Here is a 20,618-nt window from a genome sequence, read left to right as displayed (position 1 = left end):
TTAATGCTGATGCCCGCCCGGCCCGTGTACATGGCGATGCGCCACTTCCTCGGCTGTCGCCTGACGCACACCCAACACTTCAATCTGATAATGCAACGTGCGGCCTGCATATGGATGGTTGGTATCGAGGTCGACATTGAATTTGCCGACCTTGACCACCAGTGCATTTTTGACACCACGATTGGTTTTAACGGACACAATGGTGCCGGGTACCAGATGCTTGCGTTCCGGCGCGCGCTGTAAATGCTTGATCGGAATGCGCAATAGTTCGTTTGAGGTGCGCGGGCCATACGCCTGCTCTGGCGTCAGGGTAATCTCGATGCGATCGCCGGCGCGCTTGCCCGCCATGGCCTGCTCCAGTCCCGGCACTACATTGCCATGACCGTGCAAATACAACAGCGGCTGGCGCCCGAAGGAAGCCTCCAGCCATGGCGAACGATTACCATCGGGGCGCACTTCACAGAGCCGGTAATGGAAGGCGACTACGCGGTTGGTATCCACGCGCATGGTCAGATGCGATGGCGGTTCCTGAACACTGCTGAAGTTGACTGAGGCGCCTTCTACGCGTTCTTTGGGTGCCGGCTCGGGCGGCTTGGCAGCGGCCTTTGGTTTTTTGCTGGCCGGCTTTTTGGCTGCAGCCGCAGGCATCGGCTTTGCAGATTTGGCGGTTGCCGGGGCCGATTTTGCGGTTTTGGCTTTTGCCGCAGACCCGGCGGCAGATTTGCTCGTGCTGGCGCCGGCCTTGCCTGTCGTGGCTGTCTTCGCAGCAGGCTTGGCGCCTGCTTTGCTCTTGGTGCTGGCAGCCGCTTTTTTGGGCGCTGCCTTGCTGCCTGCTGTTTTTGCAGCCGGCGCCGCTTTCGGAGCCGCCTTTCGGGTCGCTGCGGAGGCGGCTTTTGGTGCCGGTTTTTTAGCCGGTGACGCGGCCGCTTTTGCCGGTGCCTTGCTTGTGCCTTTGGCAGCTGCCGCGGCTTTCGCGGGCGCCTTGGCCGGCTTGCTGGCCGCCGTGGTCTTTGCCGCTGGCTTTTTGGCAGCTGGCTTTTTGGCCACCGCGGTTTTCGCAGCGGTTGTTTTCGCAGCCGGTTTTTGGGCTAATGGCTTTTTGGCAACCGGCTTTTTGGCAGTCGATGCCTTACCTGCTGCGGGCTTTGACGTCTTAACAGGTTTGTCAGCGCTGGTGTCGGCTTTTTTGGTGCGCGTCGCTTTGGTTTTAGTGTCAGTCATACCGATCTCTCTCTGTCAGGATGATCGATTCTAGCAGATTGCTCCGACGAAGAAATACGTCTCCCCACTAAGTTTGACTTTCCTCATTGGTATCGACAAAAAAACCATTAGAATCGGGCGTATAACTACGATATGTTCAGGCGTTGCGCGCTTTTGCTCATCTGCCAGGACACGGAGACAACACGATGTCATTGAAAGACACAAAAACGGCACAAAACCTCAGGGACGCATTCGCCGCCGAGTCACAGGCCAACCGTCGTTACCTGTATTTTGCCCAGAAAGCTGATATTGAGGGTCGCAACGATGTTTCAGCGCTGTTCCGCTCCACAGCAGAGGGGGAAACCGGTCACGCCCACGGCCACCTGGAGTATCTGGAAGAGGTTGGCGATCCGGTTACCGGGCTGCCGATCGGCGGCACCGCCGATAATCTGAAGTCAGCCATCGCGGGAGAGACTCACGAATACACAAACATGTACCCCGGCATGGCAAAAGACGCCCGTGATGAAGGCTTTGAAGAGATCGCAGACTGGATGGAAACCCTGGCCAAGGCGGAGCGATCACACGCTCACCGTTTCCAGAAGGCACTTGATCAGCTTGAGGATTGAACCGGACATGAGCAACAGGAAACTGACCCTGGCGGATATCGGCACACTGGCGCACTACCGGCAACAGCGGCCCGCCATCCGCCGGACCATCATTGAGCACAAGAGACATCGACGTGTCGCCCTGGGTCCGAACGTGACACTGCATTTCGAAGACCGGGCGACCATGAAATATCAGGTGCTGGAAATGATGCGGGCGGAAAACCTGTGCAGTGACGAAGCAATCCGGCAGGAGTTGGCAGCCTACAATCCCCTGATTCCCGACGGACACAACCTGAAGTGTACCCTGATGATCGAATTTTCCGACGCCATTCGCCGGAACACAGCACTGCATGAGCTGGTGGGCCTGGAACATCAGGTTTATATGCAGATCAAAGGCTGCCCGCCGGTACCCGCCATCGCCGACGAAGATCTGCCGCGCTCAACAGCCGACAAAACCTCGGCCGTGCACTTCCTGCGTTTCGAGTTCACTGCCGAGATGCTGGCCGCTGTGCGCAAGGGCACGCGCTGGTCGGTTTACAGTGAACACCCGGCCTACCAGCATCATGTCGATCCGCTGCCCGACGCTGTCGCCATAGCCCTGAGCCATGACTTCGAACCGGGCAAGGTCGACTGACAGCTTTGGCTGAAATGGTGTATAATAATCGGCTTTACACGGTGAACCCAAAGGTTGACAGCATGTCCAAGTCCAAAAAAGATCTTCCCGTTTGCGACCGAGATGATCTGGCGCGCCAGATGGCGGCGTTCGTAAAATCAGGTGGTAAAGTCCAACAGATTCCAACCGGTACCAGCGGCCAGACACATACCCGCGGCCCGCGACAGATCATCCTGAGCCACAAAACCGCAAACTGATTCACGCTGTGGGGTCGACATCTATGCCGACTCCACGAAGAAGCTTTAACTAGTCTGCGCTCACCCTGTCAATCTCGTAACCACGTTCAGAGAGCATCGCTAGCACGCCATGCTCTCCGACAAGATGTGCCGCGCCCACCAACACGAACTCGGTACCCGGCTCGTCAAACATCGCCTCAATTTGCGACATCCAGTTGTTATTGCGCTCGACCAGCATGCTGTCGTAAAGCTCTGGCGCCTCCGCCAGCATGGGAGCAATGAACTGCGCTTCCAACGATGCCTGGTCGCCGGCCCGCCAGGCGGCCAGCATGTCTTCGATAGCGTCGCCAACAGTTTCCAGATCACGCAGTGAATAGGTCACAAATTCGCTCTCATACCCTTCCCCCATGCTTGCCAGCATGGCGATCTGCTGATCTATGGTTTCCAGCTCACCCCGATCCTTGCCATCACCCATGGCGCGTGAATTGTAATACGCGTCGACGCCCTGGGGCGTGAATCCCCGGCTCTGAAACTCAAGCAATGACAGTGTAGTAAGCAGCATACCGGGCTTGAATTTCTGCATCATGGCCATTGGCAGGCCGGCATTTTCGGCGTAGGCAGTCAACGCCGCGTAGGTTTCATCATCAAGTACACTTTGCAGGGTACGATCATCCTGATAGGTCAGTTGCTGCATCATGCGTGCCTGCACTGACATATCCGTCATCTGGTTTTGATCAATCTCGAAGAACAGACGATCTGATGCCTGGTAGGCGGTTTCAAACGCCTCCGGCAATGGATAATCCTGGGCCCGCAACAAATGGATGGTGCCGCCCAGAAACACCGTGTTATCGCCCTTGCTTGCCTGCCATACCGGAGCGTCGGCGCGTGCCGGCAGGGCAATGACAAGCAGCAATGACACAGCAGCAGCCTGCAGCACACGGCGCATGAAAGCTCCGTGACCCTGAACGACGGGGGTTACTGCCGACGTGCTGACTCTTGATGCTGAAGGCATATTCATGATTGCTCCTGTTAATAGTCGTTGTGCCAGACGGCGGCGCCGGTGATTAACGCCTCACCACGGCTGTCGCCAGGCTCCGGGAAGAGGTAGCATAGTGAGCATGACCAGGCACGCTGTGCGCTGCCATCTTCACTACGAGAACACCTAAAAGACCGGTACCCATGGCAAAATTGTTGTTTCGACTGCGTAATGTCCCTGAGGACGAAGCCGCCGAGGTTCGCGAGCTGCTGGCAACGCATGACGTTTCGTTTTACGAAACCAGTGCCGGCAATTGGGGCATCTCCATGCCCGGCCTGTGGCTCCACCATGATGCGGATTACCCGGAGGCCCGCGCGCTGCTGGATGACTATCAACATCAGCGTCTGCAGCGTATGCGCGCTCAATACCTTGCTGACAGGGCTGCCGGCACAGCCGATACCATGCTCACTCAGCTGCGGCGGGAACCGGCCATGGTCATTACCTACCTGTTCATTGTCGTCGCCGTGGCAGCGATTTCCATCCTGATTTTTTACTGACAGTGGTTGCCTGCCAGGCATTCCTGTTTACTGACTCCTTCACTTAACTCTTCACCAACCCCTTCACCAACCCCTTCACCGACCCCTTCACCAGGCCGCTCACCGGACTTTAGTTGAACACAGTCACTCATGTCATCGATTTTCTCTATTGATACACGCAGCAGCAATAGCCCCCTGATCCCGATAACAGACACCGGCGCAGTCAGTGCCGGACTCACGTCGACCCGTCAACAACAGGGCAGTCGCCACCAACGATACGTTTTATCTATCGTTACGCAATAAATATTTCATTTTACCTAAGCTGCGCTCGCCGTTATGATAGCCCCTGTTAACTTAATCGGCCTCCCCCTAAAGGAACGGCTACACGGCAAAGGAGCATTAACGTGTCATTGATCAACACTGAAGTAAAACCATTTAAAGCGACTGCTTTCCATAACGGCGAATTCGTGGATGTCACCGAAGCGAATCTCAAGGGCAAATGGTCCGTGGTATTTTTCTACCCGGCTGACTTCACTTTCGTTTGCCCGACTGAGCTGGGTGACCTGGCTGACAACTACGCCGAGCTGAAAAGCCGTGACGTGGAAGTGTACAGCGTATCCACCGACACCCACTTTACCCACAAAGCCTGGCACGACAGCTCAGAAACCATTGGCAAGATCACGTATCCGATGATCGGTGACCCGACCGGTATTATCAGCCGCAACTTCGAAGTCATGATCGAAGAAGTGGGTCTGGCTGAACGCGGTACGTTTGTTATCGATCCCGATGGCGTTATCCAGATCGTTGAGATCTCTGCCGGCAATATCGGCCGCGATGCGTCCGAGTTGTTGCGCAAAGTCAAAGCTGCCCAGTATGTAGCGAAACACCCGGGCGAAGTTTGCCCGGCAAAGTGGAAAGAAGGCGAGGCCACTCTGGCACCTTCACTGGATCTGGTTGGCAAGATCTGATCCATCCGCTTTGATCGCAAACATTGCCTGATCTTAGCCCGAAAGCCCGGGCGCGAACCGTCCGGGCTTTTTTGTGCCCGAATTTTGTCAACCGTAGCTGTTTTACCCGTACCTGTTTTACTAAAGACCAAGTTAACCAACCGCCTGTTAAGGGATAGCTGTCTTAAAGAGGAATTTGTCAAATGTTAGACACCAACATGAAAGCCCAGTTAAAGGCTTACCTGGAAAAAGTGACCCGCCCTTTCGAGATCGTTGCTTCGCTGGATGACAGCGCCAAATCCGCAGAGCTTCGCACACTTGTCCATGACATCGCGGGTCTGACTGACAAGATTACCGTACGCGAGGACGGTCAGGATGAGCGCCGCCCTTCCTTTGCCCTGCAGCGCCCGGATGCGGACATGCACCTGCGCTTTGCCGGCATTCCCATGGGTCACGAATTCACGTCACTGGTACTCGCTCTGCTGCAGACAGGCGGTCATCCGCCCAAACTCAGTGACGACAAAATTGCCCAGATCAAAGCCATTGAGGGCGAATTTGTTTTTGAAACCTACTTCTCGCTGTCATGCCAGAACTGTCCGGATGTCGTTCAGGCACTGAACCTGATGGCGGTGCTGAACCCCAATATCAAACACGTAGCCATCGACGGCGCCCTGTTTCAGGACGAGGTTGACCAGCGTCAGGTCATGTCCGTACCCAGCGTTTACCTGAATGGTGAAGCCTTTGGTCAGGGACGCATGGGCGTTGACGAGATACTGGCGAAAATCGACACCGGCGCAGCCGAACGCGAAGCGGAAAAAATCAGCAGCAAGGAACCGTTTGACGTGCTGATTGTGGGCGGTGGTCCGGCCGGCGCTGCTGCTGCCATTTACGCCGCACGCAAAGGCATTCGCACCGGTGTTGCCGCCGAGCGCTTTGGCGGCCAGGTGCTCGATACCATGGCCATCGAAAACTTTGTTTCCGTGCAGGAAACAGAAGGTCCGAAACTGGTCCGGGAGCTGGAAGAGCACGTCAAACAATACGAAGTCGACATCATGAACCTGCAGCGCGCGTCGGCGCTGGTGCCGGCGACCGAGGTTGGTGGTCTGCACGAAATAAAATTCGAGAACGGCTCATCGGTCCGGTCAAAAACCGTGATCCTGAGTACCGGTGCGCGCTGGCGCGAACTGAACGTGCCCGGTGAAACCGAGTACCGAAACAAGGGCGTGGCCTACTGCCCGCACTGCGACGGTCCACTGTACAAAGGCAAGCGGGTGGCCGTCGCGGGCGGCGGCAATTCCGGTATTGAGGCGGCCATTGATCTGGCTGGTATTGTTAAACACGTGACCGTGCTGGAGTTCGCCGACACCCTGAAAGCGGACGATGTGTTGCAACGAAAGTTGCACAGCCTGCCCAATGTCAGCGTCATCACGTCAGCGCAGACCACGCAGGTGCTTGGTGACAAGACCAGGGTCACCGGTATCGAGTACAAGGACAGAAACACCAACGAGATGCACACGCTGGAGCTGGAAGGTATTTTTGTGCAGATTGGCCTGCTGCCTAACAGCGAATGGGTGAAAGGTACGGTCACCACCAGCCCCTATGGCGAGATCGAGATAGACGCCAAGGGTCAGACCAACATCCCCGGCGTGTTTGCCGCAGGCGATGTCACCAATGTGCCTTACAAGCAGATTATCATTGCCATGGGCGAGGGTTCCCGGTCCTCATTGAGCGCCTTTGACTACCTGATTCGTCATTGATTCGGGCAGCTGGCTCCCCTGTCATCGACAGGGGAGGCTATCAGAGGATTGCCAACTCATGTGATCCACGGCATAGTACCCAGCGTAATTTAAAGCTTGCTATCGGAACCAGGACGAGTATGGATGCGCGAACCTATCAATAAATCCCGTCATACCGACCCGATACAGCAGATCCGCAATAAACGCATAAGTCAGGGCATTGTGGTCATGCTTTTCTCGGTCAGTGCGTTGTCTCTGGTAAACCTGTTCGATTCGCAAAGTGTGGTCGTGCCCACCCTGCTGTTCACCATCGTCTCTCTGCTGCTATCGCTATTGGTGCTGCGCAAAGGGCATGCCCAGGGTGCCGCCGGACTGACCGTTTTTGTCATGTTCGTCTGCGTTGCACAAGCCATGTGGGGAGGTGCGGGGCTGCGTTCATCGGCGCTAATGGCATATCCAGCAGTGCTGCTGTTTGCCATCATCATGATCGGCAAACGCACCTTCTATCTGGCGCTGGCGTCAATGCTGGCCTTCATGGTGGTGTTGCTGATCGCGAGTAATACTGGCTGGCGCCAGGGGCTGGAGGACGCAACAGACTACCGCTGGTTGTGGGATTACGGCATTATCCTGACCGCCGCCGCCTTTATCATCCGGGTGCTGGCCTCCGACCTGCTGGTACTGCTCGATGCACTTCACATACAAATGGACGATGCCACCCAATCCAGACTCAGGGCTGAACACCTGGCCAACCATGACAATTTGACCGGACTGCCCAACCGCCGCATGGCTGAACATTATTTTGATGAATTGATGATGCTCAGCCAGCAGGAGCACTCCGGCGTCGGCCTGGTGTTTGTAGACGTGGACAACTTCAAGGTCATCAATGACTCACACGGCCACCACCTGGGTGACGAATTGCTGCGTTATCTGGGTGAAACGATTGGCTCTCAGCTGCGCAAGTCTGACCGCTTGGTGCGCATTGCCGGTGATGAATTCCTGATCCTGTTGCCCGGCATCAGCAAAGGCAGAGACGTTGAGCCCATCCTGGAAAAGATCTATCACGCTGTCTCCAGTCCGGTCTCCCTGCACAATGAAACCCTGACACCGGCTGTGTCCATGGGCGTAGCCCTGTCGCCACAGCACGGTCACGACTTCAAGGATCTGATGACCAAGGCCGATCACGCCATGTATCAGGCCAAGGCGGCCGGGCGCAACCGGTATCAGTTCTTTCACCCGGCATAACGCCCTCGTGGGGTCAGTACATACCCTTCACATTCATCGGCAGGGCAAACAGACTGCTGCGCGCAGTGACATAAAGCACATCACGCTCAGGCCCTCCAAAGGTCATATTGGCGGGTGCCAACGGAAACGTCAGCGTGTCAATCAGTTCACCTGCGGGATTGTACACCGTAATATTGTTGCCACCGGTCAGGTACAGGTTGCCGTGCTCATCCAGCGTCAGCCCGTCTGACCCCTGGGCCGCCAGCAGTCGCTTGTTGCTGAGCTCGCCCGGCGCGGTGATATCGTAGGCATACGTCTCATTACCCAAATGGTCGGCGACATACAGTGTTTGTCCATCATGCGTGCCGATAATGCCATTGGGTTTTACCAGGTCGGTGATGATCGCTTCAGCCTCATCTGTACCCGGTGCCAGATAGTACACATAGTAGCCGGGCTGCGGATTGTTGGACTCATCACCGTAGCGCGGGTCGGTGAAATAGATACCACCACTGGCATCGATCCAAAGATCGTTCGGGCTGTTAAAACGCTGGCCATTGTGCTCACCCACTATCACGGTTGCCTGTCCGTCGCTGTCAAGCGCGGTTATCCGGCCGGCTCCGCCTTCAGCAGCAAACAGCTGCCAGTTGCGGTCAAAGAACAGACCATTGGTACCATTGCTGTCAGTGCGGAAAGTCTGCAGCTCGCCGTCGTTGGTCCACACATAGTTGGTATTGGCCGGGATGTCGGAGAAATAAACATTACCCGCGGCATCGGCAACCGGGCCTTCGGTAAATATAAACCCATCCGTCAGTAATTCCACCTCGGCGCCGGGTGCGACAAGGTCAGAACCCTGAGCCAGCACAGATCCGGCAACAACGGCAGCAACGCCGGCGATTGATCGCAAGAACATGGTTTTCATTTTAGATACTCCGTTAGCATGGTGAACGTGTAGTATACCGGCTGTCAGCCCCGACCCAGAAACGGCTGTCGCGGGTCCAGCACAGTGGCGTCAATGATGGTGGCGTTTTTCGGCATGCTCAGCATCAACACTGCGACACGGGCGATGTCTGCGACCGCCATCTTGGGTTCATCAACCACGGCTTTGGGCGCCTTGTCCCAGATGTCGGTGTGCACATTGCCCGGGTGCAGGCAGCTTACCATGATGCCGACTTCGCGCCCTTCAATTGCCAGCGCCCGGGTCATGCCCTGCAAACCGAATTTGCTGGTGGTATAGGGCACCGAGCCAAAGCGTGGGGTCTCGGCGGAGATACTGCCAATATTCAGAATACGACCACCGCCGGTATCTTTCATCACGCGAAAGGCTTCGCGGCTATACAGAAAGGCACCGTTCAGATTGGTATCCATGACCATCTGAAAGTCTTTCAAACGCAAATTCTGGATGGCGCCGGCGCGGGCGATACCGGCATTGTTCACCACGGCATCGACCTTGCCAAACAGCTCCAGGGCACGGGCAAACACCGCAATGGTATCGTCTTCGCTGGCAACGTCTGCAGGCATGCCAAACAGGGCAGGGTGATTGACGGCGCTCAGCGCTTCATCAACACTTTCCTGTGAGCGCCCCGTGATTAACACGCGGGCGCCCTCGGCCAGCAACGCTTCCGCAATCGCCTTGCCAATACCACGGGTACCACCGGTAATGATTACTCCCTGCTGTTCCAACAACTGCGCCATTGCCTGTTCCTCTGGAGGTGAAATTGCATGGCGCAGACCATATCACTTCACTACCAGCTTGACCACTGCCCGACCAGGGCCGGCTCCAGGGCGGCCGTTGACGTGGGCTTGACCAGCAAACCCGTCATCGCGGTTGGTAGCTGCGACACCATCAAATGATCACCCGACTCAAGCTCTGCCGAACGTACCAGCACACGATAGTCGCCGGCCGCATCCATGTGCTCTCCGACACGCTCGATCTCTACCGCCTGCAAACGGTTATCGGTGATTTTGTACACCCGGTTGTTGTCGTATACCGCGTGGATGGGCAAGGCAATGACATTGGGTACTTCCGGCAGCGCTATAACCAGATTGACAACCGTGCCCAATGCCATCACCGAATCCGGAGCAACCTGAAAAAACGCATCAATACCACTGTGGCCGGTTTTCACCTCACCGGCAAGACCGCTCAGCCCGAAGCCAAGTCGCTCACCGGCAACCGTAGCAGCAGCCACCACGGGAGTGCCTGTGTCGAGACTGCGACGCAGGCGTTGCGCCACCTCCATGGGCACCGGCGCACGTACCTGCAAGCCGGCATAATCGGCGACAGACAGCAGCGCGCTGCCCACACTGATGCGGTCCCCCGCGGACACATCGAGTGCCATCACCCGGCCCGAAAATGGCACCCGCACATCGGTATGCTGTTTATCCAGTTCAGCCTGTCCCAGGCGCGCGGCAGCCTCTGCCACCGCCGCGGCTGCCTGCTGTTCCTGATTGGGAAAGTCGAGCAGGCGGGACTGGTGCTGCGCCAGCACCATGGCACGTTCATTGGCCTCATGGCGGACATCATCAAGCTGTGCATCGGCAATCATGCTTTTCGCATGCAGGGACTCAAAGCGCTGCAGCTTTTCACGCGCCAGTTGCGCCTGCGCTTCATGATGCTGACCCAGGTCACGCGCCAGCTGGTGTTCGTTGTTTACCGAACGCAGCGCCGCTTCCGCGCGAGCCAGGGCCGCACGGGCTGACTTTTCCGCCAGCAGCACTTCAGCATCGTCCAGGCGCAACAATGGATCGCCGGCATTCACCCAGTCGCCCTCGCGGCGAAACACCTGTGCAACCGTTGCCGTGACGCCGGCGCGCAGTGTCGCCGACTGGTCGGTTTCCAGCTTGCCATACACTTGTATGGTAGGCGCCATGGCAACCGGGGTTACCTCACGGTAGGACACCGGCCATTCGCGTTCGGCGCGCTCAACGGGTTCTGCCTTCGGACCGGTGGCAACTACCAGCATGCTTAACAACAGCAACATGCCAAATATCAGGCCACCTGCTGCCTTGACACCGAGATAACGGAATCGGGCCAGGGTTCTGCCCGGGAAGTATGGCTTATTCATGATCACAATCCTTTTTGTGACGATACATTTAAATAACCTGTACGCGACAGCAGTCGCGCCAGTGAGCTTTTGATAGTTTCAATCATGACGATCAGGGCCGGCACCACCAGAAGTACCAGCAGCGTTGCAAACGCCAACCCGAAACACAGCGTGATTGCGATCGGCACCATATAAATGGCCAGACTGAAGGTTTCAAACATCAGTGGTGACAAACCAGCCACCGTGGTCAACGATGTCAGCATCACCGCGCGGAATCGCGACAGCGCGGCACTGCGCACCGCATCACGCAGCGGCGTTCCTGCCGCCAGCTCACGCCGCAGAAAACTGACCAGTACGATAGAGTCATTGACCACCACGCCGGTCAGCGCAAAAAAGGCCAGCATCGACATCACGCCGATGTCGACACCCATGACCCAGTGCCCGGCAATAGCCCCGGTCAATCCCAGCGGAATGGCGGTGAGCACGGCCAGTGGCCAGGTATAGGAGGCAAACGACCAGGCCAGAATCAGGTAGATAAAGATCAGGGTCAGTATTGCACCCATCTGCAAGGCTGCCATCAGTTGCTGGTTGAACAGGCTGGAACCGCCCAGGTCTGAGCTCAGGCCAAAGCGCTGGTTGATGTCCTGCAGCGGCCCGTCAGTGACGCCAGCCAACACCCGTTCGGCGTTGTTCTGTCGGCTGTCAACCGACGCAGAGACCATAACCGACATGTAACCGCCGTTGTGATTGATCACATCAATGCCGCGACGGGTACTCAGCTCAGCCACCATCAGCAGCGGGACAATGTCGCCCGCCGGTGTTCGTACCGGGAACTGCTTCAGTGATGCAATGTGATCGCGCTCCTCATCGGGCAGCATCAGCAACACTTCCAGCTCGGTGTTGCTCTGATTGAATATCTGCACCCGGCTGCCGAAGTAGGCTGCCCGCAACTGCTGACCTAATGCGGCCGTGGTCACGCCCAGCGACTTACCCTGGGGCGTCAGTGAGAAGATCATCTGGTCTTTGCCATACGGCAGGTTGTCATAAATATTGCTGACTCCGTCATAGCGTGCCAGCACCGTTTGCAGTTCTTCGGAGGCCTGCTTCAGGCGGTCAAGGTCATCACCGCGCAACACCAGAGAAATATCCGGCGCCCCGCCATTGGCACCACCACGCACTTCCAGTACCAACTGTTCCACATAGGGCGGGATTACGACGCGCTCTCGCCATTGATCGACAAACGGCTGTGGGGCCAGCGAGTAGACGTCCTCCCAGGCATACTCGACACGCATCGAACCATACTGCAGGCCGGTCTTGTTCTCCTGATTAAGCCGGGCCGAGTTGAAGCGTGCAAAATAACCACTGATGTTATCGGCGCCATTGTCAGCGTCGGTTTGCTGCAGCGTCTGCTCCAGCTGTGCCATAAAGGACTCCCGCTGCTGCGGTGTGGCATCCACGGTAAAATTCACATTGGCCTCCAGCATCTGCAAACTGACGCCGGTAACAAAGTTCATGCCGACACGGCCGCCGGCCACCAGGCTGAAGGCAAGCACGACACAGCCCAGAGCGGTCAACAGTGTTGCCACCGGCCTTGCCAACGCCAGTTCCAGTACCGGCCGGTAATAGCGATCACGCAAGCCGTAGAAAAAGCGATCGAATTTGTCACGAAATGCTGATCGCTGATTGCGGTTCATACGGGTAAAACCATGCTTCAAATGCGCCGGCAACACCAGGAAACACTCCACCAGTGAAGCCACAATGACGCAGAACAGGACCATCGGCATGGTGGCGATAACGGCACCCATTTCGCCGCCGGAGATAAGCAAAGGAACAAAGGCTGCCAACGTGGTCAGTGACGAGGTAAACACCGGCATGAACATACGTTTGGCAGCGCCAGACGCAGCCTCCTCTGCGGAATAACCCTGCTCAAACAGGCTGACGGCATCTTCACCCACCACGATGGCGTCATCCACCACAATACCCAGGGCCATGATGAAGGTGATCAACGCCAGAATATTGATACTTCCATCAAAAACGTAGAAATACAGCAGCGTGGCGAACAGAAAGCTGACCGGGATTCCTGCCATTACCCAGAATGCGGTACGGGTATTGAGAAATACAAACAGGGTCAGGACAACCAGTACCAGCCCCGACCAGGCGTTACTGGCGATCACTTCCAGCTGCTGCTTCAACAACAACCACACTTCCTGATAAACATCGACGCTGATGCCATCAGGCAACTGCGGACGGGTCTCATCCAGCCAGGCCTGTAACGCTTGCGCTGACAGCATGGCGTCTGAGTCGGCAATACGTAACAAATTCATTTCAATGGCAGGTTTGCCATTGCGGCTAAGCGCAGGCTGACCGGCGCGGGGTCTTTTCTCGATCTGTGCCACGTCACCCAGACGGATAAGCTCCCCGCTTTCCGGCACCCGCACTTCAAGCTGTTCGAACTCATAGATATCCCGACGCTGGTCCAGTGCCCGCAATTGCATCTCGCCCTGATCACGGGCAATGGTGCCGGCCGGCACATCGGCGCTGCGCTGCCGGACCTCTGCCGCCAGACTGTCCAGAGTAGTATTCATCGCCAACAGATTTGCGCTGGAAACCTGAATCGCCAGTTCTTCTTCTGGCAGGCCACTGAACTCAATGCGGTCGACACCGGCAGCATAGAGTTCACGCTCGAACCGGCGCGCCAGTGGCGCCAGCTCAGACACAGTGCGCCCGCCCGCGATCAGCAGCGATGCAATGGGTTCATAATGGGTCCCGCGCCGGGCCACAATTGGCTCCATGTCAGCGGGCAGGTTACGCACCCGGGCGATCCGGTCGGTGACATCTGCGATGACTTTGTTCATGTCCGAATCGAAGCTGAATTCCAGACGGATATTGGCTGTGCCCTGGGTGCTGGTGGAATACATCTGCTGCAAGCCAACCATGGTGCGCAGCTGCTGTTCAACCGGTGCCACTATCAACTGCTCGACGTCTTCTGCCGAGGCACCCGGCCAGCTGGCATTGATGATAATGCCGGGCCACTCCACGGAAGGATCAAGCTGGGTATTGATGCGGGCGGATGCCCACAAACCTGACAGGATCATCATGATCATGACCAGGTTGGCGGCTACCTTATGGCGGGTAAATAAATCGATGATGCTTGTCTTTGTCATTTTCTACACGGCCTGTGACTGTTTTTTTACCTTGGGACATGCCCTTTGGTAATAACAATTCACAGATCGTGCCAAAATTTAAGCATCTGTTTTATATGAATAATAATTGGACATAGCGGATATGACCAGACGTCACAGCGAACGATTGAGCTAACAGATAGTGATTTTCACCACTCGGGGTCAGGCCTCCAGCAACCAGTCTACGGCCTGATTCGCTGCATCTGCGAAAGGTCGCAGTACCAGGTCTGCACCTGCGCTCGCCAGCAATGCTGCATCGCGATCATTGTTGGCCGTCACCGCGATTTTCCCGGTGAAAGCTTCACCCCTCAGTGTTTTTAACATGGCCATATTGACGTCACGTTCACGTGCCGTACTGACAATCCAGCTTACTTTTTTGAGCGGCAGGGTTTCGATAAATTCGGGATCTTCGGCATCACCAAAACGCATTTGCATATGCTCACCGGCGTGCAGGCGTACAATTTCAGGATCAATATCCACCCCCAGCACCTTGCTGCCGTGCGCCTTGAGTTTATCGGCAATACCACGACCGTAGCGGCCCAGACCAAAAATGACAATATCCGGCCGTACGCTGTCGTCGGTATCATATTCGCCCTCACGATAGGGGTTTTTGCGCTCGAATATCGACAGCAATGGTGCCAGTCGACCATACAACTGATGTGAATACAGAATCATGTAGGTAGAACCACTGATGGTGATCAGTCCCACCAGGGTAATCAACCCCACCGTGTCGCTTTCCAGATGGCCGAGGCTTAAACCCAGTGCCGCCAGAATCAGGGAAAACTCGCTGATCTGCGCCACCGTCAAGCCTGAAAGAAAGGCGGTACGTTTGCGATAACCCATGAAGCCCATGATGATGATCACGATTAACGGATTTCCCAATAACACAAATGCAGAGAAAATCAGGGCAGGGCCAATCTGCGCGCCAAGGCTGGCTATTTGCAGACCGGAGCCCAATTCGATAAAAAAGAATAACAACAGAAAATCACGCAAACTGACCAGGCGTGCGCCAATCACTTCACGGAACGGCGTTGAAGCCAGCGATACACCGGCCAGAAACGCCCCAACCTCCTTACTGAAGCCCAGCGCCTCGCCCGCTGTTGCCAGTGCCACTGCCCAGGCGATGGCAAACAGCACCAGCAACTCCGAAGACTGCGCCATGTGGCGGGTAACCACTGGCACCACATACTTCATAAGCAAGGCGATCAGACCCAGCATGGCAATGCCCTTGAGCAGCACCCACAGCATCTCGATCGCCAGATTTTCTGACCCGGCATCAGTGCCAGCACCCAGCGCGGTCAGTCCGATCATCACCAGCACCACTACGATGTCCTGCACGATCAGGAAACCAACGGCGATTCGCCCGTGCAGAGCATCAATTTCTTTTTTATCAGACAGCAGCTTGACGATGATAATGGTGCTGGAGAAGGTCAGTGCCACGCCAACGTAAAGCGCAGCCACCGGTGACATGCCCAGTGCCAATGCAATCAGGAAACCGAACACCGAGGTGAACAGCACCTGGCCCAGACCCGTCGCCAGTGCCACCGGCCCCATGGTGCGAATAATGTGCAGATCAAGCTTAAGGCCGACCACAAACAGCAGCAGCGCAATACCCATTTGCGCCAGCAATTCTACTTCACCAGTGGGCTCCACCCAGGACAGGCCCGAGGGGCCCAACAAAATGCCAGCGGCAATAAACGCGACGATCAAGGGCTGTTTCAGCATTAACCCAACAGAGGCGATCAGAGTAACCACTGCCAGCATGGCTGCTACTTCGACAAACACACTTTCCATGGGCATAAGCGCTCCGTATACACAGGCATCGCCGGCCTGACGCAGTGCCGGATTTTATTGATATCCTCTGGCTTGCAGTTCAAACAGAGTGGCGTATTGGCCACCTTCGGCAAGCAGGCTGTCATGATCACCCTGTTCGGTAACTTTGCCTTGATCCAGCACAATGATGTGGTCAGCAATCCTGACCGTGGAAAACCGATGGGAAATAATGATGGAGATGCGATTGGCCGTCAATTCGCGGAAATGCGCAAAAATGTCCGCTTCGGCCTTGGCATCGATGGCAGCTGTTGGTTCGTCGAGAATCAGCACCTCGGCCTTGCTGCGCATGAAGGCCCGCGACAGGGCGATTTTTTGCCATTGGCCACCGGACAGCTCCTTGCCGTCACGGAACCAGGTGCCCAGCTGGGTGTCATAATCGGCCGGCATCTGTTTAATAAAGTCAGCGGCGAGGCCTTTTTCAGACGCCTCGGTGATCAATGGGCGCTCCGCCAGATACTCAACGTCGCCGACACCGATATTTTCGCCGACTTTTAGCTGGTAACGCGCAAAATCCTGGAAAATGACGCCAATTCGCTGCCGTAGAGCATCTATATCCCACGCCTGCAAATCCAGCCCCTGAAACAGAATCCGGCCTTCGGTCGGCGTGTACAGCCGGGTCAACAGCTTGATCAGCGTGGTTTTGCCGGAACCGTTTTCGCCCACAATGGCCAGGCTCTCGCCGGCCCTGATATGCAGGTTGATACGGTCCAGTGCCGGCACTGCGGTGCCGGGATAATGGAAGCTGACGTTTTCAAAACGAATGCCATCATCGGGTAGCGGGCCTGCTGTCTGATCACCGGTGGGTTCGGCCACATTGTGACCCAGGTATTCGGTAAGGTTGGACAGATAAAGATTATCCTCGTACATCTTGTTGATCGACGTCAGGCAACTGGTGACTGCGCCCTGGCCCTGTCGGAAGACTGCGATATACATGGTCATCTGGCCCAGGGTAATGGCACCGGCCACCGCGGCAAAAGCCACCCAGCCAAATGCCACATAAAAGGCCACACTGGCGATCAGCCCCAGCGCGTAACCCCAGAAGCCACGACGCAGCACCAGATTACGGTCTTCTTTGTAGATATGACGGAAGATGTCGACATATCGCTGCAGAAACAGCTTGCCAAGCTGCATCAATTTGACTTCTTTCACACCGTCTTCACGGGTCAGCACCATTTCCAGATAAATCTGCATGCGGCGCTCGGAGGAACGGCGGCGCTGGTTACGGAAAGCTTCACCGGCATATTTGGCCTCGGCCATAAACGCCGGCACACCGGCCAGACCCAGCAACAGCACAGCCCAGGGCGAGAACTGGAACAGCAGGGCGCCGAAGCTGACCAGCGAGATGCCGTCACGCAGCAGATCAAAGGTGGCAATCACCAGGCTCAGCGGGCGGCTGGAGGCTTCGCGACGGGCGCGCACCAGTTTGTCGTAGAATTCGGAGTCTTCGAAGTTGGTCAGCTCAAGTGTCAGCGCCTTTTCCAGGATCATGACATTGACCTGATTGCCCAGCAGCGCACGCAGCACTGACTGACAGACCGAATTGGCTTTCTGCGCCCCGGTCATCAGCACAACCAGGCCCAACTCGATGAGAATATAGAGCAGCAGGTCGTCGGTTGCCGCGTCGCGGGCAGCGCCCTCGGCGTCAATGGCGGTTACTACGGCATCAACAATCAGCTGACCGACCCAGGCGATGGCGGCCGGCAAAACCCCGGCAATCAGGGTCGCCAGCGCCATGGCAATGGTCAGCCAGGCGCTGCTGCGCCAGACAATATCAATCGCTACGCCGCTGTAGCGGAATACCGACACAAACCGCGTGAGCCAGGCGACCGGCCTTGCCTGTGACAATGTAGATTTCACAATAATGCGTCTTTCAAAGTTCGGTTTGCCGGCTCAAGCGAAATTGCTTCTGTGTCAGTGTTTACGTGGTCTGCTTACATTTCGGGATTATAGGCACGCAGCAATATACGATCGGTATTGCGCCCCAGATCTGGATCAAACGGACCGGAGGTGCGAGGGTCGTCCTCGGCCGCCAGTAAGTCGCTGCTGGCCACACTCTCGTAACCGGCATCAAACAGCGCCTGCTCGATTTCTTCCTGGGTGATGCGGTGCAGCGCCGCGTTGTCTGCGCCGTCATTGCCACGGTGATCTATGATGCCCAGAATGCCACCTGGCTTCAGGGTTTCCTTGACCGCCAGCAACATGGCCTGGGCTGCCTCCTGGTTGCTATTGTAGAGATCATGGAAATTCAGTGCAGTCAGGGCAAAATCCACTGTGCCTGGCTCAATGCCCAGATCACTCATGTCGCGATCTACTCGCTGCACATTGGGCAGGCGATCTCCCGCCAGTCGGGCCTGGACGGCTTCTTCAGTGTTGCGCATGCCCAGCGATCGTGGGCTGTTCTGCATCAGCACAGTACCTTCAGGGCCTACGGCGTGCGACAGCACTTCCGTGTACCAGCCACCGGAGGCCATAATGTCCATCGCGGTCATGCCCTCTTCCAGGCCCAGAAAACTGAGCACCTGAACGGGCTGACGGGCCTCATCACGGGCCTTGTCTTCTTCCGCGCGATCCGGGCTGTTGAGCGCCGCCGTCAGGCGTGCCTCGTCAATTGCATAGGCTGACGTCACCAGCAGCATCAATGCTGCGAATATGCTTGTCACTTTTTTCATTGCGATTCCCCTTCACTATGACTGTTATTTGAATAAATGTCGTTGTGAAACACGACCTGGCCGGATGCAAACTGTGCATACAGGCAGACGCCACGAATTGCCGGGCAATCGTGGCCAGAGACTTAACAGCATAGGGCAAAATGACACTAACTGGAAGGTGGGCGGGTTTAAAGCGACTGTATACGAGTAACGGAATACCGCAGAAAAACAGCTCAATGCAGACGACGCGATTCCATCAATTCTTCTTCGAAGAGTTTTTTGACACGTAACAATTCCTTCATATCACCTTCTGACTTCAGCAGTGGCAGGTGATTTTCAATATCCAGAATGATATTGGTGATGCTGCCGGTATCCAACGCGCTGAGATCTACGTCAAATGGCCAGCTCATGTCTAGGCTTGTGTTCTGACTCATGACTTTACCGGCAGACCCCTGAATACGAATTGGCAGACTGATAGACGTATTCAATGTGTCGTCCGGGCCGGAGAAATCTTTAGCGGCTTTGTATTTAACCGATGGCTTCGCGTATCAGGCGATTCTTCAGCAGGGGCCACTTATCCACCGCACGCATGCCGGTGTTGCGCAGCCAGCGCACCGCCAGTGGCTGGTCGGCGTACAAACGCTTGAAACCTTCCATCATCGCCATCATCGCCAGATTGTGGGGCTTGCGGCGACGCTGATAGCGGCGCAACACCATTGCATCAGTCAGCAGGCGTCCGCTATTGATAGCGCGCAGCAATTCATCTGCCAGCACCTGCACATCCAGCAGCCCCAGGTTGGCGCCCTGGCCGGCCAGCGGGTGGATACTGTGCGCCGCATCACCGATCAGCACCACGGAATCCCGGAAATAATGCCGGGCATGACGTTGACGCAGCGGGAAACTGTAGCGCTGTGCACACTCCGATACCGGGCCCAGCCAATGCTCACTGGCCTGACTCAGCGCCCGGCAGAATGTGGCATCATCCATGGCCATCAGCGCCGACGCCCGCTCTGGCACCAGCGACCAGACAATGGAGCAATAATGTTCGGCATCCGCACCGCTCGCCTCAGGTGAGCCCAGCGGCAGAAATGCCAATACCCCGTCATCCATAAAACACTGCCGGGCGGTGAACTGGTGGGCATCACGGGTCCTGATAGTGGTAACAATGGCCTGATGCTCGTAATCCCACTCCCGGGTCTCAAAACCCGCCATCGCCCGCAATGGCGAATTGGCGCCATCGGCCGCAATCACCAATCCGGTGGTGATGTGGCGGCCACCGTCCAGGGTTAGTTGCGTGCCGGTTTCAGCATCATGCTGGTAAGCCTCCAGTGTTGCCGGAGCCAGGATGGTCAATTGTGTTTTGCCGTTATTGGTGCCGGCCAGGCGCTGCAGGCCCTCATGCAGGGCAGCGGTAAGCACACTGTTTTCAATGATATGCCCCAGCTCGGGGGCATGAATGTCGCGGGCCGCAAAGTCAATGCTGGCGGTACCGTCGGCCTCGTGGACATGCATGCGGGTATAGGCACAAAGACGGTCGGCGGGCATGGCCTGCCAGACACCCAGGCTGGTCAACAGGCGATGCGAGGCAGCGGTCATGGCGCTGACCCGGGGGTCATAGTCGCCCGTACCGGTCACTGGCGCGGCCGGCGTGATCTCTTGCACGCCCTGCAGGGCTTTACTGTCGATCACGGCAATGCGCAGCCCGCTGTCCGCCAGCGCCAGGGTCATGGCCGCTCCGGTAATGCCGGCGCCCACTATCACTACATCATAGTCACTCATGCACAACTCGCCCTATCTGTCTTTTGCCGCATCGTCTATATTACGGTTTATCATAACGGTATCAA

The 20,618-nt window shown here is 56.5% G+C and carries 19 protein-coding genes; 8 read left to right on the top strand and 11 right to left on the bottom strand.

Features of this window, described 5'->3' with window-relative positions:
• A complete protein-coding gene (locus ENH71_RS07000) occupies nucleotides 1–507 on the bottom strand; it encodes an FKBP-type peptidyl-prolyl cis-trans isomerase (RefSeq protein ID WP_294131623.1) in 507 nt (168 codons plus the stop codon).
• A gap of 85 nt (nucleotides 508–592) precedes the next feature.
• Between ENH71_RS07000 and ENH71_RS06995 the strand changes: the two genes are divergently transcribed.
• The 4 genes from ENH71_RS06995 (at nucleotide 593) to ENH71_RS06980 (ending at nucleotide 2,675) form a co-directional block, all read left to right on the top strand.
• Nucleotides 593–1,255 (top strand): hypothetical protein, encoded by a 663-nt coding sequence (locus ENH71_RS06995; protein ID WP_294131620.1) that lies wholly within the window; start codon nucleotides 593–595, stop codon nucleotides 1,253–1,255.
• A 151-nt stretch (nucleotides 1,256–1,406) separates the two neighbouring features.
• Nucleotides 1,407–1,826: a rubrerythrin family protein gene (locus tag ENH71_RS06990; protein ID WP_294131619.1), complete on the top strand. Its 420-nt coding sequence runs from the start codon at nucleotides 1,407–1,409 to the stop codon at nucleotides 1,824–1,826.
• Between the two features lie 7 nt (nucleotides 1,827–1,833).
• Complete coding sequence (locus tag ENH71_RS06985; protein ID WP_294131618.1) at nucleotides 1,834–2,439, top strand: DUF3501 family protein; 606 nt, start codon at nucleotides 1,834–1,836, stop codon at nucleotides 2,437–2,439.
• Nucleotides 2,440–2,501: 62 nt separating this feature from the next.
• On the top strand, nucleotides 2,502–2,675 hold the full coding sequence (locus ENH71_RS06980; RefSeq protein ID WP_294131617.1) for a PFL_1563 family small protein: 174 nt from the start codon (nucleotides 2,502–2,504) through the stop codon (nucleotides 2,673–2,675).
• Between the two features lie 49 nt (nucleotides 2,676–2,724).
• Here ENH71_RS06980 and ENH71_RS06975 read toward each other — a convergent pair whose 3' ends face one another.
• Nucleotides 2,725–3,672 (bottom strand): TraB/GumN family protein, encoded by a 948-nt coding sequence (locus ENH71_RS06975; protein WP_294131615.1) that lies wholly within the window; start codon nucleotides 3,670–3,672, stop codon nucleotides 2,725–2,727.
• A 161-nt stretch (nucleotides 3,673–3,833) separates the two neighbouring features.
• Here ENH71_RS06975 and ENH71_RS06970 point away from each other — a divergent pair, with 161 nt between their 5' ends.
• The 4 genes from ENH71_RS06970 (at nucleotide 3,834) to ENH71_RS06955 (ending at nucleotide 8,091) form a co-directional block, all read left to right on the top strand.
• Entirely contained in the window at nucleotides 3,834–4,187 is a 354-nt protein-coding gene (locus tag ENH71_RS06970) for a DUF6164 family protein (protein ID WP_294131612.1), read from the top strand.
• A gap of 383 nt (nucleotides 4,188–4,570) precedes the next feature.
• A complete protein-coding gene (gene ahpC / locus ENH71_RS06965; protein WP_294131610.1) occupies nucleotides 4,571–5,134 on the top strand; it encodes an alkyl hydroperoxide reductase subunit C in 564 nt (187 codons plus the stop codon).
• Nucleotides 5,135–5,316: 182 nt separating this feature from the next.
• The gene (ahpF, locus tag ENH71_RS06960; protein WP_294131609.1) at nucleotides 5,317–6,870 is read left to right on the top strand and encodes an alkyl hydroperoxide reductase subunit F; all 1,554 of its coding nucleotides are present in this window, start codon (nucleotides 5,317–5,319) and stop codon (nucleotides 6,868–6,870) included.
• Nucleotides 6,871–6,993: 123 nt separating this feature from the next.
• Nucleotides 6,994–8,091 (top strand): GGDEF domain-containing protein, encoded by a 1,098-nt coding sequence (locus ENH71_RS06955; protein ID WP_294131608.1) that lies wholly within the window; start codon nucleotides 6,994–6,996, stop codon nucleotides 8,089–8,091.
• Between the two features lie 13 nt (nucleotides 8,092–8,104).
• On the opposite strand, the gene ENH71_RS06950 is transcribed toward ENH71_RS06955, so the two are convergent.
• The 9 genes from ENH71_RS06950 to ENH71_RS06910 all read right to left on the bottom strand — a co-directional run bounded on the left by ENH71_RS06950 (nucleotide 8,105) and on the right by ENH71_RS06910 (nucleotide 20,553).
• Nucleotides 8,105–8,989, bottom strand: coding sequence for an SMP-30/gluconolactonase/LRE family protein (locus ENH71_RS06950; protein ID WP_294131607.1), 885 nt, complete (start codon nucleotides 8,987–8,989; stop codon nucleotides 8,105–8,107).
• 44 nt (nucleotides 8,990–9,033) lie between these two features.
• The gene (locus ENH71_RS06945; RefSeq protein WP_294131606.1) at nucleotides 9,034–9,762 is read right to left on the bottom strand and encodes an SDR family oxidoreductase; all 729 of its coding nucleotides are present in this window, start codon (nucleotides 9,760–9,762) and stop codon (nucleotides 9,034–9,036) included.
• 50 nt (nucleotides 9,763–9,812) lie between these two features.
• Nucleotides 9,813–11,132: an efflux RND transporter periplasmic adaptor subunit gene (locus ENH71_RS06940; RefSeq protein WP_294131605.1), complete on the bottom strand. Its 1,320-nt coding sequence runs from the start codon at nucleotides 11,130–11,132 to the stop codon at nucleotides 9,813–9,815.
• A gap of 2 nt (nucleotides 11,133–11,134) precedes the next feature.
• Entirely contained in the window at nucleotides 11,135–14,275 is a 3,141-nt protein-coding gene (locus ENH71_RS06935) for an efflux RND transporter permease subunit (RefSeq protein WP_294131603.1), read from the bottom strand.
• A gap of 180 nt (nucleotides 14,276–14,455) precedes the next feature.
• On the bottom strand, nucleotides 14,456–16,093 hold the full coding sequence (locus ENH71_RS06930; RefSeq protein WP_317622361.1) for a cation:proton antiporter: 1,638 nt from the start codon (nucleotides 16,091–16,093) through the stop codon (nucleotides 14,456–14,458).
• 48 nt (nucleotides 16,094–16,141) lie between these two features.
• On the bottom strand, nucleotides 16,142–17,983 hold the full coding sequence (locus ENH71_RS06925; protein WP_294131602.1) for an ABC transporter ATP-binding protein: 1,842 nt from the start codon (nucleotides 17,981–17,983) through the stop codon (nucleotides 16,142–16,144).
• Nucleotides 17,984–18,057: 74 nt separating this feature from the next.
• Nucleotides 18,058–18,795, bottom strand: a complete 738-nt coding sequence (locus ENH71_RS06920; RefSeq protein WP_294131601.1) for a class I SAM-dependent methyltransferase — start codon at nucleotides 18,793–18,795, stop codon at nucleotides 18,058–18,060.
• Between the two features lie 212 nt (nucleotides 18,796–19,007).
• Entirely contained in the window at nucleotides 19,008–19,208 is a 201-nt protein-coding gene (locus ENH71_RS06915; protein WP_294131600.1) for a hypothetical protein, read from the bottom strand.
• A 94-nt stretch (nucleotides 19,209–19,302) separates the two neighbouring features.
• Nucleotides 19,303–20,553, bottom strand: a complete 1,251-nt coding sequence (locus ENH71_RS06910) for an FAD-dependent monooxygenase (protein WP_294131599.1) — start codon at nucleotides 20,551–20,553, stop codon at nucleotides 19,303–19,305.
• Between the last annotated feature and the right edge of the window lie 65 nt (nucleotides 20,554–20,618).

The sequence above is a fragment of the Pseudohongiella sp. genome, from assembly GCF_011050365.1.
GTDB lineage: Bacteria > Pseudomonadota > Gammaproteobacteria > Pseudomonadales > Pseudohongiellaceae > Pseudohongiella.
This window is presented reverse-complemented; position numbering and strand designations above follow the sequence as displayed.

Bases quoted from the DNA above. Each gene is read 5' to 3' on its own strand.
- ENH71_RS07000 (WP_294131623.1), bottom strand. From the start codon at position 507: ATGCGCGTGGATACCAACCGCGTAGTCGCCTTCCATTACCGGCTCTGT.
- ENH71_RS06990 (WP_294131619.1), top strand. From the start codon at position 1,407: ATGTCATTGAAAGACACAAAAACGGCACAAAACCTCAGGGACGCATTC.
- ENH71_RS06985 (WP_294131618.1), top strand. From the start codon at position 1,834: ATGAGCAACAGGAAACTGACCCTGGCGGATATCGGCACACTGGCGCAC.
- ENH71_RS06980 (WP_294131617.1), top strand. From the start codon at position 2,502: ATGTCCAAGTCCAAAAAAGATCTTCCCGTTTGCGACCGAGATGATCTG.
- ENH71_RS06975 (WP_294131615.1), bottom strand. From the start codon at position 3,672: ATGAATATGCCTTCAGCATCAAGAGTCAGCACGTCGGCAGTAACCCCC.
- ENH71_RS06970 (WP_294131612.1), top strand. From the start codon at position 3,834: ATGGCAAAATTGTTGTTTCGACTGCGTAATGTCCCTGAGGACGAAGCC.
- ahpF (WP_294131609.1), top strand. From the start codon at position 5,317: ATGTTAGACACCAACATGAAAGCCCAGTTAAAGGCTTACCTGGAAAAA.
- ENH71_RS06955 (WP_294131608.1), top strand. From the start codon at position 6,994: ATGCGCGAACCTATCAATAAATCCCGTCATACCGACCCGATACAGCAG.
- ENH71_RS06950 (WP_294131607.1), bottom strand. From the start codon at position 8,989: ATGAAAACCATGTTCTTGCGATCAATCGCCGGCGTTGCTGCCGTTGTT.
- ENH71_RS06945 (WP_294131606.1), bottom strand. From the start codon at position 9,762: ATGGCGCAGTTGTTGGAACAGCAGGGAGTAATCATTACCGGTGGTACC.
- ENH71_RS06940 (WP_294131605.1), bottom strand. From the start codon at position 11,132: ATGAATAAGCCATACTTCCCGGGCAGAACCCTGGCCCGATTCCGTTAT.
- ENH71_RS06935 (WP_294131603.1), bottom strand. From the start codon at position 14,275: ATGACAAAGACAAGCATCATCGATTTATTTACCCGCCATAAGGTAGCC.
- ENH71_RS06930 (WP_317622361.1), bottom strand. From the start codon at position 16,093: ATGCCCATGGAAAGTGTGTTTGTCGAAGTAGCAGCCATGCTGGCAGTG.
- ENH71_RS06920 (WP_294131601.1), bottom strand. From the start codon at position 18,795: ATGAAAAAAGTGACAAGCATATTCGCAGCATTGATGCTGCTGGTGACG.
- ENH71_RS06915 (WP_294131600.1), bottom strand. From the start codon at position 19,208: ATGAGTCAGAACACAAGCCTAGACATGAGCTGGCCATTTGACGTAGAT.
- ENH71_RS06910 (WP_294131599.1), bottom strand. From the start codon at position 20,553: ATGAGTGACTATGATGTAGTGATAGTGGGCGCCGGCATTACCGGAGCG.